Source organism: Actinoplanes sp. NPDC026670, assembly GCF_040638175.1.
Classification (GTDB): Bacteria; Actinomycetota; Actinomycetes; order Mycobacteriales; family Micromonosporaceae; genus Actinoplanes.
The window spans coordinates 64,204-83,947 of record NZ_JBEZXU010000038.1 but is presented as its reverse complement, the minus strand read 5'-3'; the positions used below and the strand labels follow the sequence as shown (position 1 = coordinate 83,947).

Annotated in this window: 15 protein-coding genes; 7 read left to right on the top strand and 8 right to left on the bottom strand. The window is 70.2% G+C overall.

Going from position 1 to position 19,744, the window contains the following annotated elements; genetic code table 11:
* The first annotated feature begins 36 nt into the window (after nucleotides 1-36).
* Nucleotides 37-1,167: a Fic family protein gene (locus AB0E94_RS32040; RefSeq protein WP_360333924.1), complete on the top strand. Its 1,131-nt coding sequence runs from the start codon at nucleotides 37-39 to the stop codon at nucleotides 1,165-1,167.
* A 42-nt stretch (nucleotides 1,168-1,209) separates the two neighbouring features.
* Here AB0E94_RS32040 and AB0E94_RS32035 read toward each other — a convergent pair whose 3' ends face one another.
* A complete protein-coding gene (locus tag AB0E94_RS32035; RefSeq protein ID WP_360333921.1) occupies nucleotides 1,210-2,475 on the bottom strand; it encodes a winged helix DNA-binding domain-containing protein in 1,266 nt (421 codons plus the stop codon).
* A gap of 32 nt (nucleotides 2,476-2,507) precedes the next feature.
* Entirely contained in the window at nucleotides 2,508-4,139 is a 1,632-nt protein-coding gene (gene pgi, locus AB0E94_RS32030) for a glucose-6-phosphate isomerase (RefSeq protein WP_360333918.1), read from the bottom strand.
* 188 nt (nucleotides 4,140-4,327) lie between these two features.
* On the opposite strand from pgi, the gene AB0E94_RS32025 reads away from it, so the two are divergent.
* The 3 genes from AB0E94_RS32025 (at nucleotide 4,328) to AB0E94_RS32015 (ending at nucleotide 9,133) form a co-directional block, all read left to right on the top strand.
* Nucleotides 4,328-5,032, top strand: a complete 705-nt coding sequence (locus AB0E94_RS32025; protein WP_360333915.1) for a hypothetical protein — start codon at nucleotides 4,328-4,330, stop codon at nucleotides 5,030-5,032.
* A gap of 88 nt (nucleotides 5,033-5,120) precedes the next feature.
* Nucleotides 5,121-6,452, top strand: coding sequence for an SWIM zinc finger family protein (locus AB0E94_RS32020; RefSeq protein ID WP_360333912.1), 1,332 nt, complete (start codon nucleotides 5,121-5,123; stop codon nucleotides 6,450-6,452).
* Nucleotides 6,449-9,133, top strand: a complete 2,685-nt coding sequence (locus tag AB0E94_RS32015) for a DUF6493 family protein (protein ID WP_360333909.1) — start codon at nucleotides 6,449-6,451, stop codon at nucleotides 9,131-9,133. Before AB0E94_RS32020 ends, AB0E94_RS32015 begins: the two co-directional genes overlap by 4 nt.
* Before the next feature lie 158 nt (nucleotides 9,134-9,291).
* On the opposite strand, the gene AB0E94_RS32010 is transcribed toward AB0E94_RS32015, so the two are convergent.
* Complete coding sequence (locus tag AB0E94_RS32010; protein ID WP_360333906.1) at nucleotides 9,292-9,957, bottom strand: alpha/beta fold hydrolase; 666 nt, start codon at nucleotides 9,955-9,957, stop codon at nucleotides 9,292-9,294.
* Nucleotides 9,958-10,249: 292 nt separating this feature from the next.
* Nucleotides 10,250-11,122: an SIMPL domain-containing protein gene (locus AB0E94_RS32005; RefSeq protein ID WP_360333903.1), complete on the bottom strand. Its 873-nt coding sequence runs from the start codon at nucleotides 11,120-11,122 to the stop codon at nucleotides 10,250-10,252.
* A 280-nt stretch (nucleotides 11,123-11,402) separates the two neighbouring features.
* On the opposite strand from AB0E94_RS32005, the gene AB0E94_RS32000 reads away from it, so the two are divergent.
* Together AB0E94_RS32000 and AB0E94_RS31995 are read left to right on the top strand one after the other, a co-directional pair.
* Entirely contained in the window at nucleotides 11,403-13,493 is a 2,091-nt protein-coding gene (locus tag AB0E94_RS32000) for a serine/threonine-protein kinase (protein ID WP_360333900.1), read from the top strand.
* A gap of 204 nt (nucleotides 13,494-13,697) precedes the next feature.
* On the top strand, nucleotides 13,698-14,894 hold the full coding sequence (locus AB0E94_RS31995) for a DUF1996 domain-containing protein (protein ID WP_360333897.1): 1,197 nt from the start codon (nucleotides 13,698-13,700) through the stop codon (nucleotides 14,892-14,894).
* Nucleotides 14,895-14,934: 40 nt separating this feature from the next.
* On the opposite strand, the gene AB0E94_RS31990 is transcribed toward AB0E94_RS31995, so the two are convergent.
* The 3 genes from AB0E94_RS31990 to AB0E94_RS31980 all read right to left on the bottom strand — a co-directional run bounded on the left by AB0E94_RS31990 (nucleotide 14,935) and on the right by AB0E94_RS31980 (nucleotide 17,277).
* Nucleotides 14,935-15,516 (bottom strand): dihydrofolate reductase family protein, encoded by a 582-nt coding sequence (locus AB0E94_RS31990; RefSeq protein ID WP_360333894.1) that lies wholly within the window; start codon nucleotides 15,514-15,516, stop codon nucleotides 14,935-14,937.
* Nucleotides 15,517-15,582: 66 nt separating this feature from the next.
* Nucleotides 15,583-16,419 (bottom strand): helix-turn-helix domain-containing protein, encoded by an 837-nt coding sequence (locus AB0E94_RS31985; protein ID WP_360333891.1) that lies wholly within the window; start codon nucleotides 16,417-16,419, stop codon nucleotides 15,583-15,585.
* Nucleotides 16,420-16,704: 285 nt separating this feature from the next.
* Nucleotides 16,705-17,277, bottom strand: a complete 573-nt coding sequence (locus tag AB0E94_RS31980) for a 3'-5' exoribonuclease (protein ID WP_360333889.1) — start codon at nucleotides 17,275-17,277, stop codon at nucleotides 16,705-16,707.
* A gap of 124 nt (nucleotides 17,278-17,401) precedes the next feature.
* Between AB0E94_RS31980 and AB0E94_RS31975 the strand changes: the two genes are divergently transcribed.
* Nucleotides 17,402-17,968 carry a hypothetical protein gene (locus tag AB0E94_RS31975; RefSeq protein ID WP_360333886.1) on the top strand — a complete coding sequence of 189 codons (567 nt, stop codon included), beginning with the start codon at nucleotides 17,402-17,404 and terminating at the stop codon, nucleotides 17,966-17,968.
* A gap of 417 nt (nucleotides 17,969-18,385) precedes the next feature.
* Here AB0E94_RS31975 and AB0E94_RS31970 read toward each other — a convergent pair whose 3' ends face one another.
* Nucleotides 18,386-19,615, bottom strand: coding sequence for an acyltransferase (locus tag AB0E94_RS31970; protein WP_360333883.1), 1,230 nt, complete (start codon nucleotides 19,613-19,615; stop codon nucleotides 18,386-18,388).
* Nucleotides 19,616-19,744: the final 129 nt, after the last annotated feature.

The window sequence follows — 19,744 nt, the reverse complement described above, 5'->3', positions numbered from 1 at the left end:
CTAGGTACATGTCCAGGTGTCTTGTAGCATGGGGACATGCTCTATGCGGTGCCCCCGCTGGACACCGCAGACCTCCGGGTCCTGGACGAGCTCACCGCGATGCGCACTGAACTCCAGACCCTGATGCGATCCAAGCCGCGGTGGGAAAGGCCATTGCGCCGGTGCCTGTTCGCTGCGGCGATCCAAGGCTCCAACACGATCGAACACATCACGATCAGCAACCGGGACGCGCGGGCACTCGTGGAGAACGCACCCATGTCGGGCGCGGTCGCCGACGGCATTAAGCAGGCGGTCATCGGATATCGCGACGCCATGACCTACGTCCAGCAGACGCCGCTCATGGAGTTCTTCGACTATTCCGAGACAGCGTTGTCCCTCCTCCACTTCATGATCACTCGTTATCAGCCGACGAAACGGCCCGGTCGCTACCGTGCGGGTGGGATCTTCGTTTCGAGCGCCGACCCTCTGGATCCGATGTACACGGGGCCCGATGCCGACTCTGTTCCCGGACTCATGGGCGAACTCGTCGACTGGCTGCGCGACGGAGACATCGACGCGCCGTCGTACGCCCGCGCGGCGATGGCCCATTTGAACCTGGTCGCCATTCATCCCTGGCGTGATGGCAACGGCCGGACCGCCCGCGCGCTGCACGCTCTGGTGCTGGCTCGAACGGGGGAACTGGCCCCGGAATTCTCCTCGATCGAGGAGTGGCTGGGCGAGCAGATCAACACACTCCACTACTACGACGCGCTGCGATCCGTGCAGGGTGGAAGCTTTCAACCGGAACGCGACACCCGCTCCTGGCTCAAGTTCGTGTTCGCGGCACATCACCGGCAGGCCCAGCGGGTCCAGCGCCGATACGAGTGGACGGTCCGCCTGTGGAACGACCTCGCCCACCTCGCCGACGAACGTGGCCTTCCCGAACGCGCCGTGTCCGCTCTCTATGCGGCCGCAATCGGCGAACTGCGGCGAACCACCTACCAGCATGACGAGAACCTCAGCCGCGACCAGGCCATTCGCGACATCCAGGCGATGGGACGCGCCGAGCTCCTGGCCGCCCACGGCCACGCCACCAGCCGAATCTATGTCCTGGCGGGAACAGCCGCCGAAATCGCCGAAGCGGCCTCCGCCGCAGTGCGCGGCTCTGGCCGCGATCCCTACGCATAGCGGCCGCCCACCGGCCCTCGCCGATGCCCGATCCCAGGTCGATCAGAGGGATTTCACGGCCAGGGGCAAGCCGACGAAGGCGGCGAACGGCTCCAGGGCCGGGATGGCGTCGGCCAGGTCGAAGTCGGCCAGCGGCTGGACGGTGACGGTCACCGCCTTCTTGCCCAGGGTCCGTTTCCAGGTGGCCATCACCCGGCCGTCGCGGACCAGGGTGGACTGGAAGATGCCGTTGCCACCGGGGATGATCTTGGCGACCTGCTCCTTCGTCGCCATCATTGAGCGGTCCTTGTAGCCCAGCATGTACTCGTCGAAACCGGGTAGCGCCCGCCAGCCGGTCACCGGGCCGGCGTCGAGGACCTCCGGGTCGGCCCACATCTCGACGCCGTCGACGTCGACCGCGGTCAGGCCGGCGGCGGCCACTCCCTTACGGCAGTCGGTGACGGTCAGGCCGGTCCAGCCGGAGAGATCCTTCACCGTCGTCGGGCCGTGCGAGCGGAAGTAACGCTTCGCGAAGAGGGCCAGGCCCTCCTCGCGGGACGGGCTGTTGCGCACCGTCGCCCACTCGTCGAGCAGGACGAACGTCTGCTCACTGCCCCGGTTGGGCGCGATCGCCGTCACGCCGCGCTGGCTCACATACCAGAGAAGGTGGTAACCACGCTGGCCCTCGACCGAGATGCCGCCGTCGGTCAGCGCGGCCAGGCACTCGGATCGGGTGAGACGGCCGCCGCCGGCCGCGACCGCCGCGCCGAGGACATCCATCGCCTGGTGTGCGGTCTTCTCGTCGAGCCCGAGGAACTCCCAGCGCTTCGCCACACCGCTGAGGCTGCGGACGCCGGCCAGCTCCAGCATCCAGTGCGCGTCGGCGGACGGAATCAGATGAACGGTGCCGCGCATCGGCCACGTGCGAACCACATCGCCGCGCTCGGTGGCGGCGACCACCTCCGGCAGGGTCGCCCCGGGCAGCCGGGCGCCGAGCGACCAGAGCACGCTGTTGAGGTCTTGAGCCTGCATGGCGCCGAACCACTCAACGATCCCGGCAACGCCGTCACCCACCACACGGCTGCCGCCCGCGCCGTCACCCTGCGCACCGCCGCCCCCGACGCCGACGGCCGGCGTGCCGCTGCGAGCAGCGCCGTCACCCTGCGCACCGCTACCCCCGGCACCGGTGGCCGGCATGCCGCTGCGAGCAGCGCCGTCGCCCGCCGCATCGCTGCCGCCTGCTGCACCCGGGCCGGCCGCGGATGGGTGAGGCCGCGCGCCGAGGAGCAGGCTGGTCATCCGGAGGCTCAGGGCCGTGTTGGTGTCCACGGCCCTGAGCCTAGAGAACGGGTACGACAGAATCAGCGGCCGCGCTGCGACCGGTATCGCTTGATCAGCGCGTTGGTCGACGAGTCGCCGTCGTCGGCCGGGGTCTCGCGGGACGTCAGTTTCGGCGCGAGCTGGTTGGCCATCACCTTGCCGAGCTCCACGCCCCACTGGTCGAACGAGTTGATCTCCCAGATCACGCCCTGGGTGAACGTGATGTGCTCGTAGAGGGCCACCAGCTGCCCGAACGTGGCGGGGGTGAGCCGCTCGGCGAGGATCGTGGTGGTCGGGTGGTTGCCCTGCATGACCCGGTGCGGCGCGATCTTCGGGTCGGTGCCCTCGGCCTCGACCTGCTCCAGCGTGCGGCCGAAGGCGAGCGCGCCGGTCTGGGCCAGGAAGTTGGACATGAACAGGTCGTGCATCTCGCCGATGTCGTGGTTAGGCACGCTGAAGCCGATGAAGTCGGCCGGGATCAGCTTGGTGCCCTGGTGGATCAGCTGGTAGAAGGCGTGCTGGCCGTTGGTGCCGGGCTCGCCCCAGAAGACCTCACCGGTCTGGAAGGTGGCCGGCTCGCCGGACAGGCGCACCGACTTGCCGTTGCTCTCCATGGTGAGCTGCTGGAGGTAGGCGGCGAACCGGTGCAGATACTGCGCGTAGGGCAGGACGGCGTGCGACTGGGCGCCGAGGAACGTGTCATACCAGACGTTGACCAGGCCGAGCAGGGCCGGCACGTTGCGCTCGATCGGGGTGCTGCGGAAGTGCTCGTCGACGGCGTGGTAGCCGGAGAGCATCTCGGCGAACCGCTCCTTGCCGATCGCGATCATGACGGAGAGGCCGACCGCGGACGGCAGCGAGTAGCGGCCGCCGACCCAGTCCCAGAAGCCGAACATGTTGGCCGTGTCGATGCCGAAGTCGGCGACCTTGGACGCGTTGGTGCTGACCGCGACGAAGTGCTTGGCGACCGCGGCCGCGTCACCGCCGAGGCCCTCGAGCAGCCAGGACCGCGCCTCCTTGGCGTTGGTCAGCGTCTCCTGGGTGGTGAACGTCTTGGACACCACGATGAACAGGGTGGTGGCCGGGTCGAGGTCGTGTGTCTTCTCGAACAGGTCGGTGGGGTCGATGTTCGAGATGAAGCGGCACTCGATGTCGCGCTGAGTGAAGTCCTTCAGCGCCTCGTAGGCCATCACCGGGCCCAGGTCGGAGCCGCCGATGCCGATGTTGACGACCGTCTTGATGTGCTCGCCGGTGTGGCCTTTCCACTCCCCCGAGCGCACCTTGTCGGCGAAGGCGCCCATCTTGTCGAGGACCTCGTGCACGTCGGCGACCACGTCCTGCCCGTCGACGACGAGCGACGCGTCGCGCGGCAGGCGCAGCGCGGTGTGCAGGACGGCCCGGTCCTCGGTGATGTTGATGTGCTCACCGGAGAACATGCCAGTGATCTTCTCGCTCAGTCTCGCCCGCTGCGCCAGCGCGAACAGGGCGGTCAGCACCTCGTCGGTGATCAGGTTCTTGCTGTAGTCCACATAGAGGCCGGCGACCTCGGCGGCGTAGCGCTCGCCCCGCTGCGGGTCGCTGCCGAACAGGTCACGAAGGTGCACCGCGGCGAATTTCTCGGCCAGCCCCTGGAGGGTCTGCCACTCGGTGCTGTCGGAAACGTGTTCGCTCATCTCTCCCACTCCGAACCTGGACGACGCCCAAATCGTGGCACGATCCACGGCCCGGCACCCGCGAACCGGCCGCACTGTCGTGTCCTGTCCGCGAGGTTAGTCCTCCCGACCACCCGATGCGGCCTCGGTGTCCTTCTTCTCACTTCCGTGAACCGGATACCCGTGGCCGGTTGATTTACACTCCGCCGATGATCTTCAGGTGGTCGATGGCGATCGGCCGTCAGCGCCGGAAACTGCTGGTGACGACGGCAGTCCTGGTCGGGATGGTGCTGCTGGCCCGGCTGTTCGGCGCGAACCCCGACGACCTGGCGCCCTATCTGGCGATTCCGGCGTTCGGGGTGCTCGTCACGGCCCTGGTGATCATGTTCGCGCCGTCGTCGCGCCGCCCGCCCGCCTCTTTCGTGATCACCGAGGGCGAGTTCCGTACACCATTGATGGGAATAATCCCGCTGGCCGGAATCGCCCACCTGGCGTGCCTCGGGGTTTTCGTCCTTTATCCGGTTGAATCACCGACCGCGGCGGTGGCCGTCCTGCTGTATGTCTGCTACCTGCGTGCCCAATGGCACGGGGTTGGCCTGACACTGACGCCGGAGGGGCTGCGTGCGGACAAGTACGCGGGCTCGATGACCGTGCCCTGGACCGCGCTGGAGCCCGGGCAGCCCGGCTACGAGGAGGGTGGTGTCCGGCTCGTTCTCGCCCATCCTGAGCTGGCCGGATACACGGGTGTGGTGCTCCGCAGGACGGTGCCGGCGGACGCGGTGGGCGTGCCGGCGGCGTTCCTCGCGGCGGCGATCCGCCACTATGCCGCCCATCCCGGCGAGCGGGCCGGCATCGGCACCCCGGAGGGCCACGAGCGTCTGCTCGCCGCGATCGCCCGCCGAGGCGCCGCATGATCCAGCCCTGCGCTGGTCGGACGGTTGTCGGCGGCTTGGATCCGGACGGCCGGTCGAAAATGTCGTACCCCGGCTCTAGGTTCTGCGCATGGTTTCCGCGGCGTACTCGTACCTCGGCTCGTCGGCCCTCGACGACGGCCTCACCCTCCAGACCTCAGGCGGTCCGGCGGCGCACCCCCGCTTCTACACCGGTTTCCTCACCGACCCCGGCGCCGCGGCCACCGGCCTCTTAGCCGTGGCCGAGGTGGCCCGGACCCGATATTTCCGGCCCCTGCCACCCGCCAGCCTCGATCCGGTGGTCACCGCGGGCTCCGACCGGCTGCGCTTCGAGTCGTTCTCCGGCTGCTGCGGCGTCTACGCCCGGATGGACGTGTTGCCCGCCGGGCTGGACGGCGACATCATCGCGCACGGCACCACCAACGTCGACGTCAACGTGCCATTGCAGCGGGCGCTGACCCGCGTCGGCCGGGCTGATCCGATGCACGTCGCGGTCGGCCCCGACGACCTGACCGTCACCACCTTCGACGGCAAGCTGGTGGAGCGAAAGGTGCCGTTGCCGTCGCGCTGGCTGCGCGGCTTCGCCGAGGCGCAGGTGCTCACCGCCCGTTTCGACGCGCGCGCCGAGATCGGCGTCGCCGAGGCCCGCATCCTGCTCAATCGGCTTCCCGCCACCGACAAGTCGATTCTCTGGGCGGTTCCGGCCGGGCGTTCGCTTCGCTTCACGTCCCGGCCGGTGCCGGGCGCGGTCTGCCTGCCGGGCGCCGGCCGGCTGGCGGCTCTAAAACCCTTCCTTCGGTACGCGAGTTCGCTGCGCGTCTACGGCCCGGCTGTCGTCGCGGGCAGTGGCCCGGTGGCCTCGACGTGGGAGCTGGTCATGCCGTCGCTCCGGCTCTCGCTGACCCTCTCCCCGGAGCCGTACCGCGGGTTCTCCGGTGAGGGCGCCGTCCTCGGCGCCCTGGCCAGCGACGAGGCCGCCGACGACGCCGACCTGGTCAGCGCCCTGCTCTCGTGGGATCCGACGATCGACGTGGACGCGCTGGCCACCGCCTCCGGGCTGGACGCGGGCCGGGTGCGCGACGCGCTGACCCAGCTCGGCACGGCCGGGCGGGTCGGCTACGACGTGGCCGAGGCCGGCTACTTCCATCGCACCCTGCCCTACTCGGCCGACGTGGTGGAGCGGATGAACCCACGGCTGGCCGGCGCCCGCGCCCTGGTCACGGCCGGTGCGGTGACCGCCGGGCCGGAGGTGTCGGTGGTGCGCAGCGGCGAGGAGACCTACCACGTCCGTGACGCGACCTCCTGCACCTGCCCGTGGTGGGCCAGGCACCGTGGTGAGCGCGGGCCGTGCAAGCACGCCCTCGCCGTGCGCATGGTCCAGGCCGGTGTGGTCGCTGAGGACGCCGAGGAGGTCCTGGCGTGAGTCTCGACTGGGAGATCGTCGACAGGCGGGCCCGCAGCGGCGACCAGCCAGGTGTGGCCCGGCTGATCCTGGAGGCGACCGAGGCCGAGCGGCTGGCGTTCGCCAAGGCGGTCGAGGCAGGTGTCAAGGGCGCCGACCCGGACCTGCGCTGGAGCGCCCCCGTCGACCCGGGGCCCGGCTACGCGCTGGCCGTCCTCGGCACGGCGCCGAGTGCGGCCCGCGCAGCGACGATGTTCCTGCGCCGGCAGTTGCGTGACTCGTGGCCGCAGATCCAGTTCGCCCGGTTCCAGCAGATCGCCGACGCCCGGCAACTGGACTGGCTCGGTGAGCTGGGCGAGCGGCTGTGCGCCCGGCTGCCGGTCCGTGACGTGTGGTTCGGTGCGGAGTGGGCGTTCACCGCCCAGGTGCTCCAGGCCGCCGGGGCGCAGCCGCCGGTCACCGAGGGTGTGGTGCGGGGCTGGCTGACCCGGCTGATCCGGCCGCAGGGCGAGCGGAGGCCGCCGTTGAGCATGCGGCTGCGCGACGATCCCTATCTTGATCTGCTCCTGCCCGGGGTGTTCGAGATCGACGGCATGGGCGCCGACATCTACAACGCCACCTGGGGTGAGGGCTCGGCGCTGCCCAAGTCCGGGATCCGGTTCCACGACGCGGTCGCCGCGCTGGTCGCGGAGGGCCGGCTGGAGCGCAAGACGATCCTGGCCGCGATCGTGGACCGGCTGGCCCGCGGCGACAAGCCGAACGCGTTGCGCCCGTTCGTGCTGCTGCACGACGAGCTGGCGCCGACGGTCGACGAGATCGCCGCGCACGCTCTCGACTACGCGCGGCTCCTCGCCGAGGGGCCGGGCCCGGTCGCCACCGTGGCGCAGCGCTGCCTGCGCACCCTCGACGACACCGGCCGCCTCGATCTGGACACGCTGCTGGAGACCAGCGTGCCGGCCCTGCTCCGCAAGGAGAAGACCCTGGTCAAGGCCCAGATCTCCGCACTGGAGAAAGCGGCCAGGCGGGAGCCGGAACGGGCCGGTGAGGTGTTCGAGACGATCGCGGCCGCGTTCGGGCACCCGGCGCTCGACATCCAGGAGCGCGCCCTCGGCCTGATCACCAGGCACCTGGCCGCCCTGCCGGCGGACAGTGTCGCCCGGATCGCCGACGCCTCCACGGTCCTCGCCGGTGATCTGCCGGCCCGCGCGGCCGCCGTGTTCGGCACGACGGTCGTCGCCGAGGTCGCGCCGGAGCTGCCGCCGTATCTGGGGCCGGCCCCGATGCCGGCGCCGATCACCAGCGCGGCCGAGCTCGCCGAGGAGATCTCGGTGCTCGTGCACGAGGAGACCGGGGTCCGGTGGGAGCAGGTCCTGGCCGGGCTCGTCGCGCTGCACGCCGACGGCCGGCGCGACGAGCTGGCCGCCGCGCTGCCGCCGGTGCTCGACAGGTATTCGGGCGACCTGTCCGAGCACCTGTGGAACCAGGGGACGGCTCTGGGCTGCCTCGGCGCCGCGATCACCGCGGCGACCGGTCTGCCCCGTGACCACGGCACCCACCAGCGGCTGTACGGCGCGGTGCGGATCGCCTGGCAGGAGGGCCGGCGGGGTGGCAGCGGCTCAGACCTGTCCGGCGGCCCCGACGGAGTGCTGGCGCTGCGTGTCGCCGAGATCGCGGTGCACCTCAACGGCTCGATGATGCCGATGCTGGTGGCCACACCCACCCAGGTGAACGGCAACCTCGACCCGGAGGTCCTGCTGGACCGGCTGGCCCGGGCCGAGGCCGAGGGCTGGCAGCCGTGGTCGTTCGACCTGGAGCAGGCGCTGCTGCGGCTGCCCCGGGGGCCGGTGCCCGCCGAGGTGACGGCACGGGCCGCGGCGCTCACCTCGCCGGCCGGGCGGCAGTTCGCCCAGTGGCTGGCCGGTGGTGGCCTGCCCGACCCGGTCAGCGAGCTGTTCGTGCAGAAACCGGTGATCAACGAGGGCGGTTTCGTGTGGGGCCTCGACGTGCCCCGGCGGATGGCGGCGACGCTGCGGCCGTCTCGTGACGGCGGGCTCCGGCTGGAGCGGCAGTTGCTCACTCTCGACCCGCCGGAGCACCCGCAGTGGGCGCCGGACGAGTTCGAGGATCTGCCGGGTGTGCTGGCCATGGTGCTGCCACACCATCGGGAGGTGGCCGCGGCGTGGGCGATCGGCGAACTGGCCGCCCTGGCCGACCAGGACCAGCGCGGCAGCGGCCGGCTGTTGCCGCTGCTCGCCGAGTGCACCGGCCCGGCCGGCCCGGCACTGGTCTACGGCATGGCGTACACGTTCGGCGCCAAACAGGAGGCCGACCGCGCCGCCGCGGTCGACGCGTTCCTGGTCATGGCGGCAGGCGCCGAGCCGTTCGCCGGGGCGGTGGGCGCGGCGCTGGCCGACATGGCGTCGGACGGTTCGGTGAAACTCAACCGGGCGCTGCCCGCGCTGACCGACGTCCACCGTTCCGGGGCGTCCGCCGCGATCTGGGAGTTGCTGACGGCGGCCCTGCCACCGCTGCTGGCGGCCGGCCATCGGGCCACACCCGACCTGCTGGAACTCGCCACCCAGGTCGCCGTGGCCCTCGGCGTCCGGGCCGAGATCCCCGGCCTGGCCGAGGTGGCGGCCCGACCAGGCTCGTCCCGCCTGGTCCAGGAGGCGAAGCGCCTGCACTCGGCTCTCACCAGCTGATTTCTGTGCGGTTCATGGGCGCCGCTCCCCCGGCGCCATGGCCGGGACGGCCGGTAGGCGGGACGGCCGGGAGATGGGACGGCCGGGAGATGGGACGGCCGGGAGATGGGGAGGCCGCGGGCCCAGGGTGGGCTCGCGGCCGTCCGGGAACGGGTCGGTCAGGTGGCCAGGAAGGATCTGATCTGGGTGAGGACGCCGGTGTCGGTCAGGAAGCCGAGGTGCGTCTGGCAGGCCACGTAGTTGTTGGTGGCGCCGCTCAGCGTGGTGCTGGTGTAGGGGATGATGATGCCGTCGCACGGCGAGTACCAGGTCCCGTAACGGGTGCTGCCGGGAGTCTCGTCACCCGCGCTGATCGTGTTGATGAACGATGAACCCGGGTACATCTGCTGGCAGGTCACGAAGATCAAGCAGGCGCTCGCGTAGGTGGTGCCGTGATTGGCGCCCGCGATCGACGCGAGGTGGCGGACGTACTGGGCGCCGCCGAGCTGCTTCAGGTACCACTGGCTGACCAGGCCGCCCATCGAGTGGTTCACGATGTCGACCTGGGCGGCGCCGGTGCGCGACCGTACCTGGCTGACGTAGCTGGCCAGGCCCTGCGCGTTGGTGATGTTGTTGCCGTAGGAGTTGTATTCGTAGGCGAAGAGCTGGCTGCTCGGATAGCCGCCGGACCGGAACACCGACATCGCGGTGGTCCAGTTCGAGGCGCTGCCGGTGTAACCGTGCACGAAGATCACCGGAGTGCCGGGGGCGGCGGCCGCCGGCAGGGCCGGGCTCAAGGCGAGCGCGGCCAGCACGGCGGTGAGGAGTACGACGAGACGGCGCATGAGACCTCCAGGGGAAATCGGGGGTTTCTGCATCGTCAGTGCAATAGATGTGACAAGGCATCGGCGAAATTGCCAGCGATCAATGTTTCGGCAGGTGGGTGCGACCCGGCCGGCGCGAGGCCAGGCCGCCCCAGCGGCCGGGTGCGAGCCGAGCAGCGAAGGGCTATGCCTGTCCGGCGGCCGACTGCGAGCCAAGCGACGATGGGCTATGCCGTTCCAACGGCCGGGCGCGAGCCGAGCGGCGAAGGGTTATGCCGTTCCAGCGGCCGGGTGGGATCCGAGCGGCGAAGGGCTATGCCTTTCCGGCGGCCGGGGCGAGGATCCACTCGACGGTGACGGTGATCGACAGGCGCTGGCGGCCCGGTTCGATCGGGACGGAGGCGTCCATGGCGGCCATCGCGGTGCTCATCTTGTCCCGGTGGACGGGCTCCCCGTAACCGTAGGTCGGCTCACTGATCTTGACGACGCGGCCCAGTGGGCGGCCGGCTTCGCGGGCGTACAGTTCGGCCTTCGCCTTGGCGTCGGCGAACGCCTTCCTCCGGGCCTCGGCGATCAGGTCGGTGTTCTTCTCGATCGCGAAGGACACCCCGTTCAGCCGGGCCGCGTCGCCGCCGGCCTTGATGGCCGCGGTCATCAGCGATCCGGCCTTCGACAGGTTCCGGATCGTCACGGTGAGGCCCTGGTTCACGGTGTAGCCGGTGATCTTGCCGTTCTCGTCCTGGGTCGAGCTGATGCTGACGTTCGTCGTCTGGAGATCGACTCGGGCGACCCCGGCGCGGATCAGCGCGTCGCGGGTCCGGGTCGCCGCCGTGACCGCCTGGTCCAGGGCCGCACCGACGGTGGGCGCGGTGGTCTCGACCGCAAGATCGGCGGTGAGCGTGTCGGGCTCGCCGAACACCTCGCCCGTCCCGGTGACCAGCACGCTCTCCCAGGCCGGGTCAGCAGAGCCCGGCCGGACGAGGACGGACGGCCGGACAAGAGCAGACGGCCGAGCGAAAGCAGACGGCCGAGCGGCGGACGAGACGCCGGAGGTGAACGAATTGCCGACAGCATACGTAGGACGTGAAGCGGCGAAGGCTTGTGAAGGGGCGGCCAGCGCGGATGACAGCACGCCGGAGGCGGTCAGGGCGACGAGTGCGGGAACAGTGGCACGTGAACGGATCATTTTTCCACCTTTTCAGCCGGAATGCCGAGACCACCGGCTATTCGCTGCATCTCGACACGTCAGGGCGAAGAGGCCGAAGCACATTCCGGCACGCCGGACCGAGGGACCGAGGCGCGATCCGGCACGCCGGACCAAGAGGCCGAGGCGCATTCCCGCACACCCGACCGAGAGGCCGAGGCACATTCCGGCACGCCGGGCCGAGGGGCCGAGGCACGACACGGGACCCGTGGCTGCGTACTGTATGTCGGTCCTTGTCCAAAGACGTCGATGGGCCTGATCGATGAAGAGTCCGCTGCGCCCCGGCGACCCGCACTCCCTGGGCGGGTATGAGCTGCTGGCCCGGCTCGGCGAAGGCGGCATGGGGTCGGTCTTCCTGGGACGGCGCGACAACGGGCCGCTGGTCGCGATCAAGATCATCAAGGCTGAGTACGCGCACGAGGAGGAGTTCCGGGGCCGGTTCCGCAGTGAGGTGAAACGGGCCCGGCAGGTGCCGCCGTTCTGCACCGCCGCCGTGCTCGACGCCGACCCGGAGCACCGGACGCCGTACCTCGTGGTCGAGTATGTCGACGGCCCGAGCCTGGACGAGGTGGTGACCCGGGAGGGTCCGCTGGCCGACAGCCGCCTGCACGGTGTCGCGGTCGGCGTGGCCACGGCGCTGACCGCGATCCACGGCGCGGGCGTGATCCACCGTGACCTGAAACCGCGCAACGTGCTGTTCGCGCTCGGCTCGCCCAAGGTGATCGACTTCGGGATCGCCCGGGCGCTGGAGGTGACCAGCCAGCACACCCATCCGGACCAGATGGTCGGCACCGTCGCCTACATGGCGCCGGAACGGTTCGACGGCATCCACCGCGACATCACCCCGGCCGCCGACGTGTTCGCGTGGGGCGCCGTCATCGCCTACGCCGGCACCGGCCGCACCCCGTTCCGGGCCGACTCGCCGGTCGCCACGGCCGCCCGCATCCTGACCCAGCCGCCCGAGCTGACCGGTTTGTCCGGGTCGCTCGCCGACCTGGTGGCGCTGGCCCTGTCGAAGGATCCGGAGGACCGGCCGACCGCGCACGAGCTGCTCAACCTGCTGCTGGCGCAGAACACCGACCCGCGCGCGATCAGCCGTCCGCCGACGCTCGACCCGCGGCTGCGGGAGGCCGCCGAGGCGGCCCAGCTTTCCGGGCGGCACGAATCCGGCGGCCGGAAACGGTTCGGCCTTCCGGTGGCCGAGGTCAAGGCCAGACCCAGACGACGCAGGCGTACGGTCATCGCCGTCACCGCCGCCGCGACCGTGCTGATGGCCGGTGTCGGCCTGTTCAGCCGCGGGTTCGACGCGGACCCCGCACCGTCCGACACCTACGACGCCCTCGCCGACCAGGCGTCGATGCCGGTGCCCGGCGCGGTCCGCGGCCCGTGGGTGGTCGACGCCCTCGACCGGCGCGGGCAGTGGAAGGCCGGCACCGACGGCTACGACGGCCGCTGCTCGTTCAAGGACGGCCTGGTCATGAGCACCCCGGCGTCCTCGATGCTGTGCCCGGGCACCACCGAGACGTTCGCCGGCAACCAGTCGATCTCGGCCACGATCACCCTGACCACTCCCGAGTCCTGCGCCGAGATCCAGTTCCGGGCCACCGGCGACGGCTCGTACTGGCTGGACCTGTGCCCGCAGATCGTCCGGATCCGGCACCAGGGCGCGGTCCAGACCACCACCCTGGGTTCCACCGAGTCCGAGGTGTTCACGCCGGGCCGGCGGCACGCCGTGGTGCTCCTGCTCAGCGACGAGGAGGCGTCGGTGCGGATCGACGACGAGATCCTGCTCGACACGTCACTGACCGATCCGAGCCTGGTGGCCGGCAAGGTGGCCTTCGGGGTCGCCGCGACCGACGCGACACGCGACGACGAGGTGGTGGTCAGCGCGGTCGTCGCGCGCGCCGAGATCCGGCCGATCGGCGACGCCTACGCCGAGACCGACCCGTCGGCCCCGGTCTTCACCGACGTCCGCAAAGGCAAGACCAAATCCATCGTGAAGGTACGGGGATACTTCCCGAAGACACGCTCGATCGTCGTGGAGCCGGTGCTGTTCATGACCGGTGACGAGTACTGCAGGACGTTCGCGCTCGAACCGTCCCCGGACGCGCCCTGTGAGCAGGCCTGGGTCACCGAGGACAGCCGGATGCTGGTCACCCTGCCGACGACCGCCGCCCCGAAGCTGACCAGCACGTTCGACGATCCGGAGAAATGCGCCGGCGACCCGGTGACCGTGGGGACCTGCACGATCACCGCGGACAGGTTCGCCACCCGGCTCGGCACCGACGGGCTGGCGCAGGTGACCACCGTGGACGGGGTGCTCACCGGGCTGGCCGAGGTCTACACGCCCTGACAGTCTCCGGCCCACACATGGGGGACGGGGCGGAACGGGGTGGATAACACTTTCCCGTTCGGGGCCGGCTGATTGCGTACCAAAGGACGGTCTTTTCTTTTCTTTGTTTTAAGAGCCTGTCCGGTGTGCGCGGCGCCTGCCTAGCATTTCGGCGGCCGATCGGTCCGGCCGTTCCGTCGCGCACCTCATGTCAGGGAGTCACCTGTGCCGTCTTCCACGTTCCCCGAACCGGCGCCGTCGGGGTCCGGCCGTCACACCCGCCGCCCGCGAGGCGCGGCGGTCGCCGCGGTCGCGGTGGCCGTCGCCCTGGTCGCCGGAGCGGCCGTGTGGGTGAGCCGGCCCGGGGCCGCTGCGGAACAGCCGGCCCGGAACGCGGCCGCTGTCCTGCCTCCCGCATCGACACCGGCGACCGCCTCCACGGGGACCTCCCCGGCCGTCGCGGCATCGTCCGGCGCCGCATCGGCGACCGCCCCGGCCAGCCGTAAACCCGCTGCTCAGGTCGTTGCCAAGGGTGGCTGGATCCCGGTCGACCAGGCCGTCTGGGGCGAGCAGCTGGCCGCCTACAAACGCACCAAGGCCGACCCGCCGGTCAACGCCGGGAACCTGCCGGAGTTCCGGGCCGATTGCAAGTACAGCCACCGCAAGCCCGACGATCCGATCGTCGCGCCGGGGCTGCCGGGGGCCTCACACATGCACTCGTTCGTCGGCAACAAGGCCGTCGACGCCGGCACCACGGCCGCTGATCTGATGAAATTCACGGCCACCACCTGTAAACCGACCGTCGACCATTCCGCCTACTGGGTGCCGACGCTTTACGAAGCGGCCACCAAGAAACCGGTCGAGACCTCCGGGTTCCGGGTCTACTACCGGTCGCTGCGCAACAATTCGACGGGAATCGTGCCCATTCCCAACGGGCTGCGGATGATCGCCGGGGACGCCAAGAAGAAGGTGCCGACACCGCGCGGCGCGCAGGGGCAGTTCTACTGCGCCTTCTACGGGCCCGGCGACATCGACGGGTACGCGCGCAGCGAGAACGGCAACTGGCCGATCTGCGGTGAACCGGCCAGTCTGCATTTCATGCTCCAGTTCCCGGACTGCTGGGACGGCAAGCACCTGGACAGCCCCAACCACAAGGACCACGTCGCCTTCGGTGACGACAAGGGCTGCCCGGCCGCTCATCCGGTCCGCATTCCGGCGCTCACGTTCGACATCGCGTACGCCGCCAAAGGTTCCAAAGCCGGCTACTACCTGTCGTCCGACCCGACCGGGCGGAGCGCCTCGTCCATGCACGGCGACGCGTTCCTGATGTGGGACGCCAAAGCCATGAACCAGCGGGTACGCAACTGCATCGCCCAGCGCCGGACCTGCAACAACGACGGGTACGACCCGTTCTCGTACTGAATCGCTCTGCCCTGGGCCGGCGGGTGCCCGCACCCGCCGGTCAGCGGCGCACCGGATAACGCAGGTGCAGCACCCGCTCGCCCTGGATCACCACGTCCGGGTCGTCCAGCAGGTGCTGCGCGTCGACCGACCCGAAGTACCTCTTACCCGACCCGAACACCACGGGCACGACGTCCATGCGCACCTCGTCGACCAGTCCCGCGGCGAGAACCTGGCCACCGACGTCACCGGCGGCGACCTCGACCAACCGGTCACCGGCCAGCTTCTGCGCCAGGGCCACGGCCGTCTCGACACCGTCGACGAAATGGAACGGCGCCTCCGGGTCCCAGCCCTCGGGCGCCGGCCGGTGCGTCACGACGACCACGTGGTCGACCCCGCTCGGCGGCGTGCCGTCCCAGCCGTCGGTCATGTCGAAGACGTGCCGGCCACAGATCGTCACCGCGACCTGGTCCCAGTACGGCCGGATGTAGTCGTACGACGTCTGCGACACCTTCACCATGCCGCTGTCGTCCAGCGGAACGTCACCGCTGGTCAGCCAGTCGAACAGCGGGCCGGGCTGGTCGTTCTCGTCGGCGAGGAAGCCGTCGACCGACACCGAGCTGTACATGACCACCTTGCCCACGGGGCACTCCTCTGCTCTGGGATGCCCCCAAGCTAACGGGTCCTGGGCTGCGATTCTTGTAAGAAATCAATCGGCCGGCAGCGGCCAGTTGTCCAGCACGTGGCCCGGATGTTCACGCAGGAAACGCCGCCGGACCTCGAGATACCGGGTCGGGGTGAGCCCGGTGAACGCCCGGAACTCGTGACCGAAATGGGCCTGATCGAAATAGCCCGCCGCACCGGCGACGTCACCCCAGTCGATCGGCCTGGACGGGTCGAGCGCGAGCACCGTGGTGGCGAACCGGTGAGTGCGGGCCAGCCGCTTCGGCGTGACCCCGACGAGCTCCTTGAAACGCTGGGCCAGATGGGTGCTGCTGACACCGGCCGCCACGCTCAGGTCGCCGATCGCGACCGCACCACCGGTCGCCGCGATGACGCTGCTCAGGTGGCGGACCAGGCCCAGGCCGGGAGTCTCGCACAGGCGGCGGATCAGCTCCGCTTCGAGCAGCGTCAGCATCTCCCGCGGTCCGGGCGCGGTGGCCAGCCGGTCGCGCAGCGCCTCGGTGGCGGGCCGGCCCCAGATCTGCTCCACCGTCACCGGGCGGTCGGACAACTCGGCCGCCGGCATCGGCAGGAACGGCGCCAGGCCCCACGGCTTGAAATGCACGCCGACGGACCTGGTCCAGGCCGGATAGCCGAACTCCCACACGCGGGTGGGCATGGTGACCACGCAGCCGTCGGCGAACTCGGCCATCCCGGTGTCGGCGCCGCCGCGGACCCGGAACGGCGCGCCGAGGTTGACTATCAGCAACACGCCGGGTGGCGGCAGCATCAGACGGGCGTACGGCGGCGCGCCCTCGAGGTAGTAGAGGTCGTCGATCAGTCCGTCCAGCGGCGGTCGCGGCACCCGGGACACATACTCCACGCCCACAGCATCGCCGACGCCCAACCGCCACCGCCACCGCGATGGTCCAGCCTCACCTCACCTGTGCCCCGCCCCGACTGCCAGCGCCATCGTTTGGCCGCACCGCCGCCATCATTGAATTCGGGTAATTCTTGCAAGGCAACGGTTGCGGTTTCACCCGAGATCGGCGAGCCTGGCCGGAATTATGGCGACCGGCGGCCCTTGGCCACGGTCAAGGCGGACGAAAATGCTGCCATCCGCCGCGTTTCCTGCCGGACGATTGTCGGAGTTGGCCGGGGCGTCTTCCTAACCGGCTGCCGTTGCCCCTTTGTTTGCGGCCAGCATGGCGCAGAAGAGGTTTCCCTGTTCGATGGCGTCGTCCAGGGCCACGTGGGTGTGGGGAGACTTCTCGAACCAGGATCGGGGCATCGTGCGCTTCACCGTCGCGCGGTACTCGGTTCCCAGGAGGGCCATCGCGTAGGACTTCATGTCCAGGGCCGAATGGGAGAACGGGCTGGCGCCGGTGAAACGGATCAGATACCAGTAGACGAACATGAAGTCGAAAGCCGCGGGATAGCCGACGAAGACCGGGCGGCCGGGCAGGTTCTCCAGCCAGGTCCGGTAGGCGGCCATAGCGGTCGCCGGGTCCTGCTGGTCCATCCGGGAGGCCGCCCAGGCCTGCGGCTGGGTCGCCCACCAGGCCATCGTCTCGGGGTGCCCCTGCGCTTCGGGGAGCGTGGTCAGGTTCGCGGTGAACGTGCCCAGCAGGGTCTTGTCGGCGGTGAACGCCGCGGAGGCGAAACTGAGCATCGAATGCGGGCCGGGGATCGGGCCGTCGGATTCGATGTCGGTGCTCACATAGATCTCAGGTCGTGCCACCTCGGCACCATAGGGGCGCGGAACACACGACGTCGACCGTATTCCGCAGCCGGACCACCCCGCGGACGGCCGAATGCCGAGGTGGGAACCCTGCGGAGCGGTGACGCGTCACAGGGTCATGTGTGTGCGAGTGACTACTGCGGCCGCAGCCCTGTTCCTTCTGCTCGTGGGTGGGTGCGCCCGCCCTGACGCCGGATCTCCCGCGCCGGGCCGCAGTGGTCCGCCCGCACCGGGCCGCAGTGGTCCGCCGGCGCCGGAGGTGCATCAGCGGTGGGAGTCCTGCGAGGTCGCGGCACCGGCTTCGGCGGACGACTGGTTCGGCGCCGGGCGGGATGCGCTCGGGCTGCCGCTTCTCGATGACCGGTTCCAGGCGGTCGCCGCGGTCGTCTGCCGGGTCGAACCACGGGAGAAACCGGGCGTGGGCACCGAGATCACCGCTGAGGAACTTCGCGCCGACGATGTCACCGCGCTGCTGACCACGCTGCGGCTGCCCGACGAGGCGGCCACCGCGGAGGCCTGCACCGAGGAGTTGCCGCTGGTGCCGTGGCTCGCGCTGATCGACCGGGACGGGCGGTGGATCCGGCCCGGCATCCCGGTCGACTCCTGCCACAAGCCGCGCACCGAATTCCGGCAGGCGTTCGGAAACCTGACGACGACACTCGTGACCAGCCGTGTGCTGCCGGGCTCCTGATTCCGAAAGCTCGCCGGAGCCGGCGTGACCGAACGCGCGCACCCCGCCCAGCACCGGCCGTCGCCCAGCACGGCCAAACCGGCCGCATTCCCGCACTCAGCGACGGCCCACGGTCCCAGCCGTCGCCCAGCACGGCCAAACCGCCCGCAATCCCGCGCCCAGCGACGGCCCACGGTCCCAGCCGTCGCCCAGCACGGCCAAACCGCCCGCAATCCCGCGCCCAGCGACGGCCCACGGTCCCAGCCGTCGCCCACCACGGCCAAACCGCCCGCAATCCCGCGCCCAGCGACGGCCCACGGTCCCAGCCGTCGCCCAGCACGGCCAAACCGCCCACATTCCCGCACTCAGCGACGGCTCACCGTCCCGGCCGTCGCTCAGCACGGTCAAACCGGCCGCATTCCCGCGCTGAGCGACGGCTCACGGTCTTGACGCTGCCGGCCAGCCCGGCGGGCGCGTTTCGGCCTGGGCGGGCCGCCTAGCTTGCGTGGTGGGCCGGGACTGGGGTGGTGCGGTTGGGGTGCTCTGTTCCGTACCGCTGAGGGTCAATGGTTTTGTGATTCTGACCAGCCATCGGCGGGCCGGCTCTTCGATGTACTGGTGGGCGCCTTCGGCGATCAGCAGCAGCAACGCGACCGTGAGGAACAGGGCCGCGTAGGGGATCAGGCCCTGGCCGGTCTTGATGTATTCGCTGGTGGGCATGGGGTGGATCAGCCAGCGATGGGTGATGTAGAGGGCGTAGCTGGCCACCCCGAGACGGACCATCGGGGTGGTGGACAGCCAGCCCGCCATCCAGCCGCGGCCGGAGGCGAGGCTGATCAGTGCCAGGGTGAACGGCACCACGAAGAGCAAGCCGAACGACGCCGTGCCCCAGCCGGGGCCGGTGCCGCGGAAGGCCGCCAGGCCGAAGACGTAGCAGAAGACGAACGTCTGGATCGCGTGGTGGCGACGGGTGGACCAACCGGTGGTGTGCGGGATCAGGAACGCGATCGCCATGCCGCAGACGAACAGTGGCAGGTAGCACAGCGGGTTGCGGTAGAGCCAGCGGTGCGCGGAACCCGGATCGGCAGCGGGCAGGTCGGCCCGGCCGGTCAGGTAGAACGCCAGCCACAGCGCGAAGACGATCACCGTCATGGCGCCGATCAGGAGGATCAGGCCGCGCGGGCCGTGCCGGCGGGCCAGCCGGGCGACGGCCGGAATCAGGAACGGGAACAGCAGGTAGAAGAACATCTCGACGCCGATGGACCAGCCGGGGCCGTTGTAGTGGCCCTGCGCCACCGCGAGGTCGCCGCTCCACGTCTGGACGGCGAAGATGTTCTGCAGAAGAGCCCATTCGTGCTGCTCACGGCCGAGGATCCAGTAGTAGGCGGCGCAGTAGGCGATCATCACCCAGTACAGGGGCATGACCCGGGCTATCCGGGCGAGGTAGAACCGGACGGTGCGGCGGCCCTCCCAGCCGTCCAGCGCCGGATAGTTGTAGGCGAGCACGACGCCGGAGAGCATGAAGAACATCGGGACGCCGATGTAACCCCATTTGGCGATCTTGGTGAGGTGTTCCGGCAGGCTGGCCGGCACCCCGCTGTGCGAGATGACCACACCGATCGCGGCGACCGCCCGCAACCCCGTCAACGCCCTGATCTGTTCTGCCACTTACCCGGTCCCTCGTGCGCGTGGAGCTGACTCGGCATTGCAGCAGCACCGCGCGAACGCAACGTGTCCGGATCGGAAATGGACAGCGAAAAGCGCCGCCCGGCGGGGGACCGGGCGGCGCTTCTCGTT

Coding starts and splice junctions, on each gene's coding strand:
- AB0E94_RS32040 (WP_360333924.1), top strand. CDS start 37: ATGCTCTATGCGGTGCCCCCGCTGGACACCGCAGACCTCCGGGTCCTG.
- pgi (WP_360333918.1), bottom strand. CDS start 4,139: ATGAGCGAACACGTTTCCGACAGCACCGAGTGGCAGACCCTCCAGGGG.
- AB0E94_RS32025 (WP_360333915.1), top strand. CDS start 4,328: ATGATCTTCAGGTGGTCGATGGCGATCGGCCGTCAGCGCCGGAAACTG.
- AB0E94_RS32020 (WP_360333912.1), top strand. CDS start 5,121: ATGGTTTCCGCGGCGTACTCGTACCTCGGCTCGTCGGCCCTCGACGAC.
- AB0E94_RS32010 (WP_360333906.1), bottom strand. CDS start 9,957: ATGCGCCGTCTCGTCGTACTCCTCACCGCCGTGCTGGCCGCGCTCGCC.
- AB0E94_RS32005 (WP_360333903.1), bottom strand. CDS start 11,122: ATGATCCGTTCACGTGCCACTGTTCCCGCACTCGTCGCCCTGACCGCC.
- AB0E94_RS32000 (WP_360333900.1), top strand. CDS start 11,403: ATGAAGAGTCCGCTGCGCCCCGGCGACCCGCACTCCCTGGGCGGGTAT.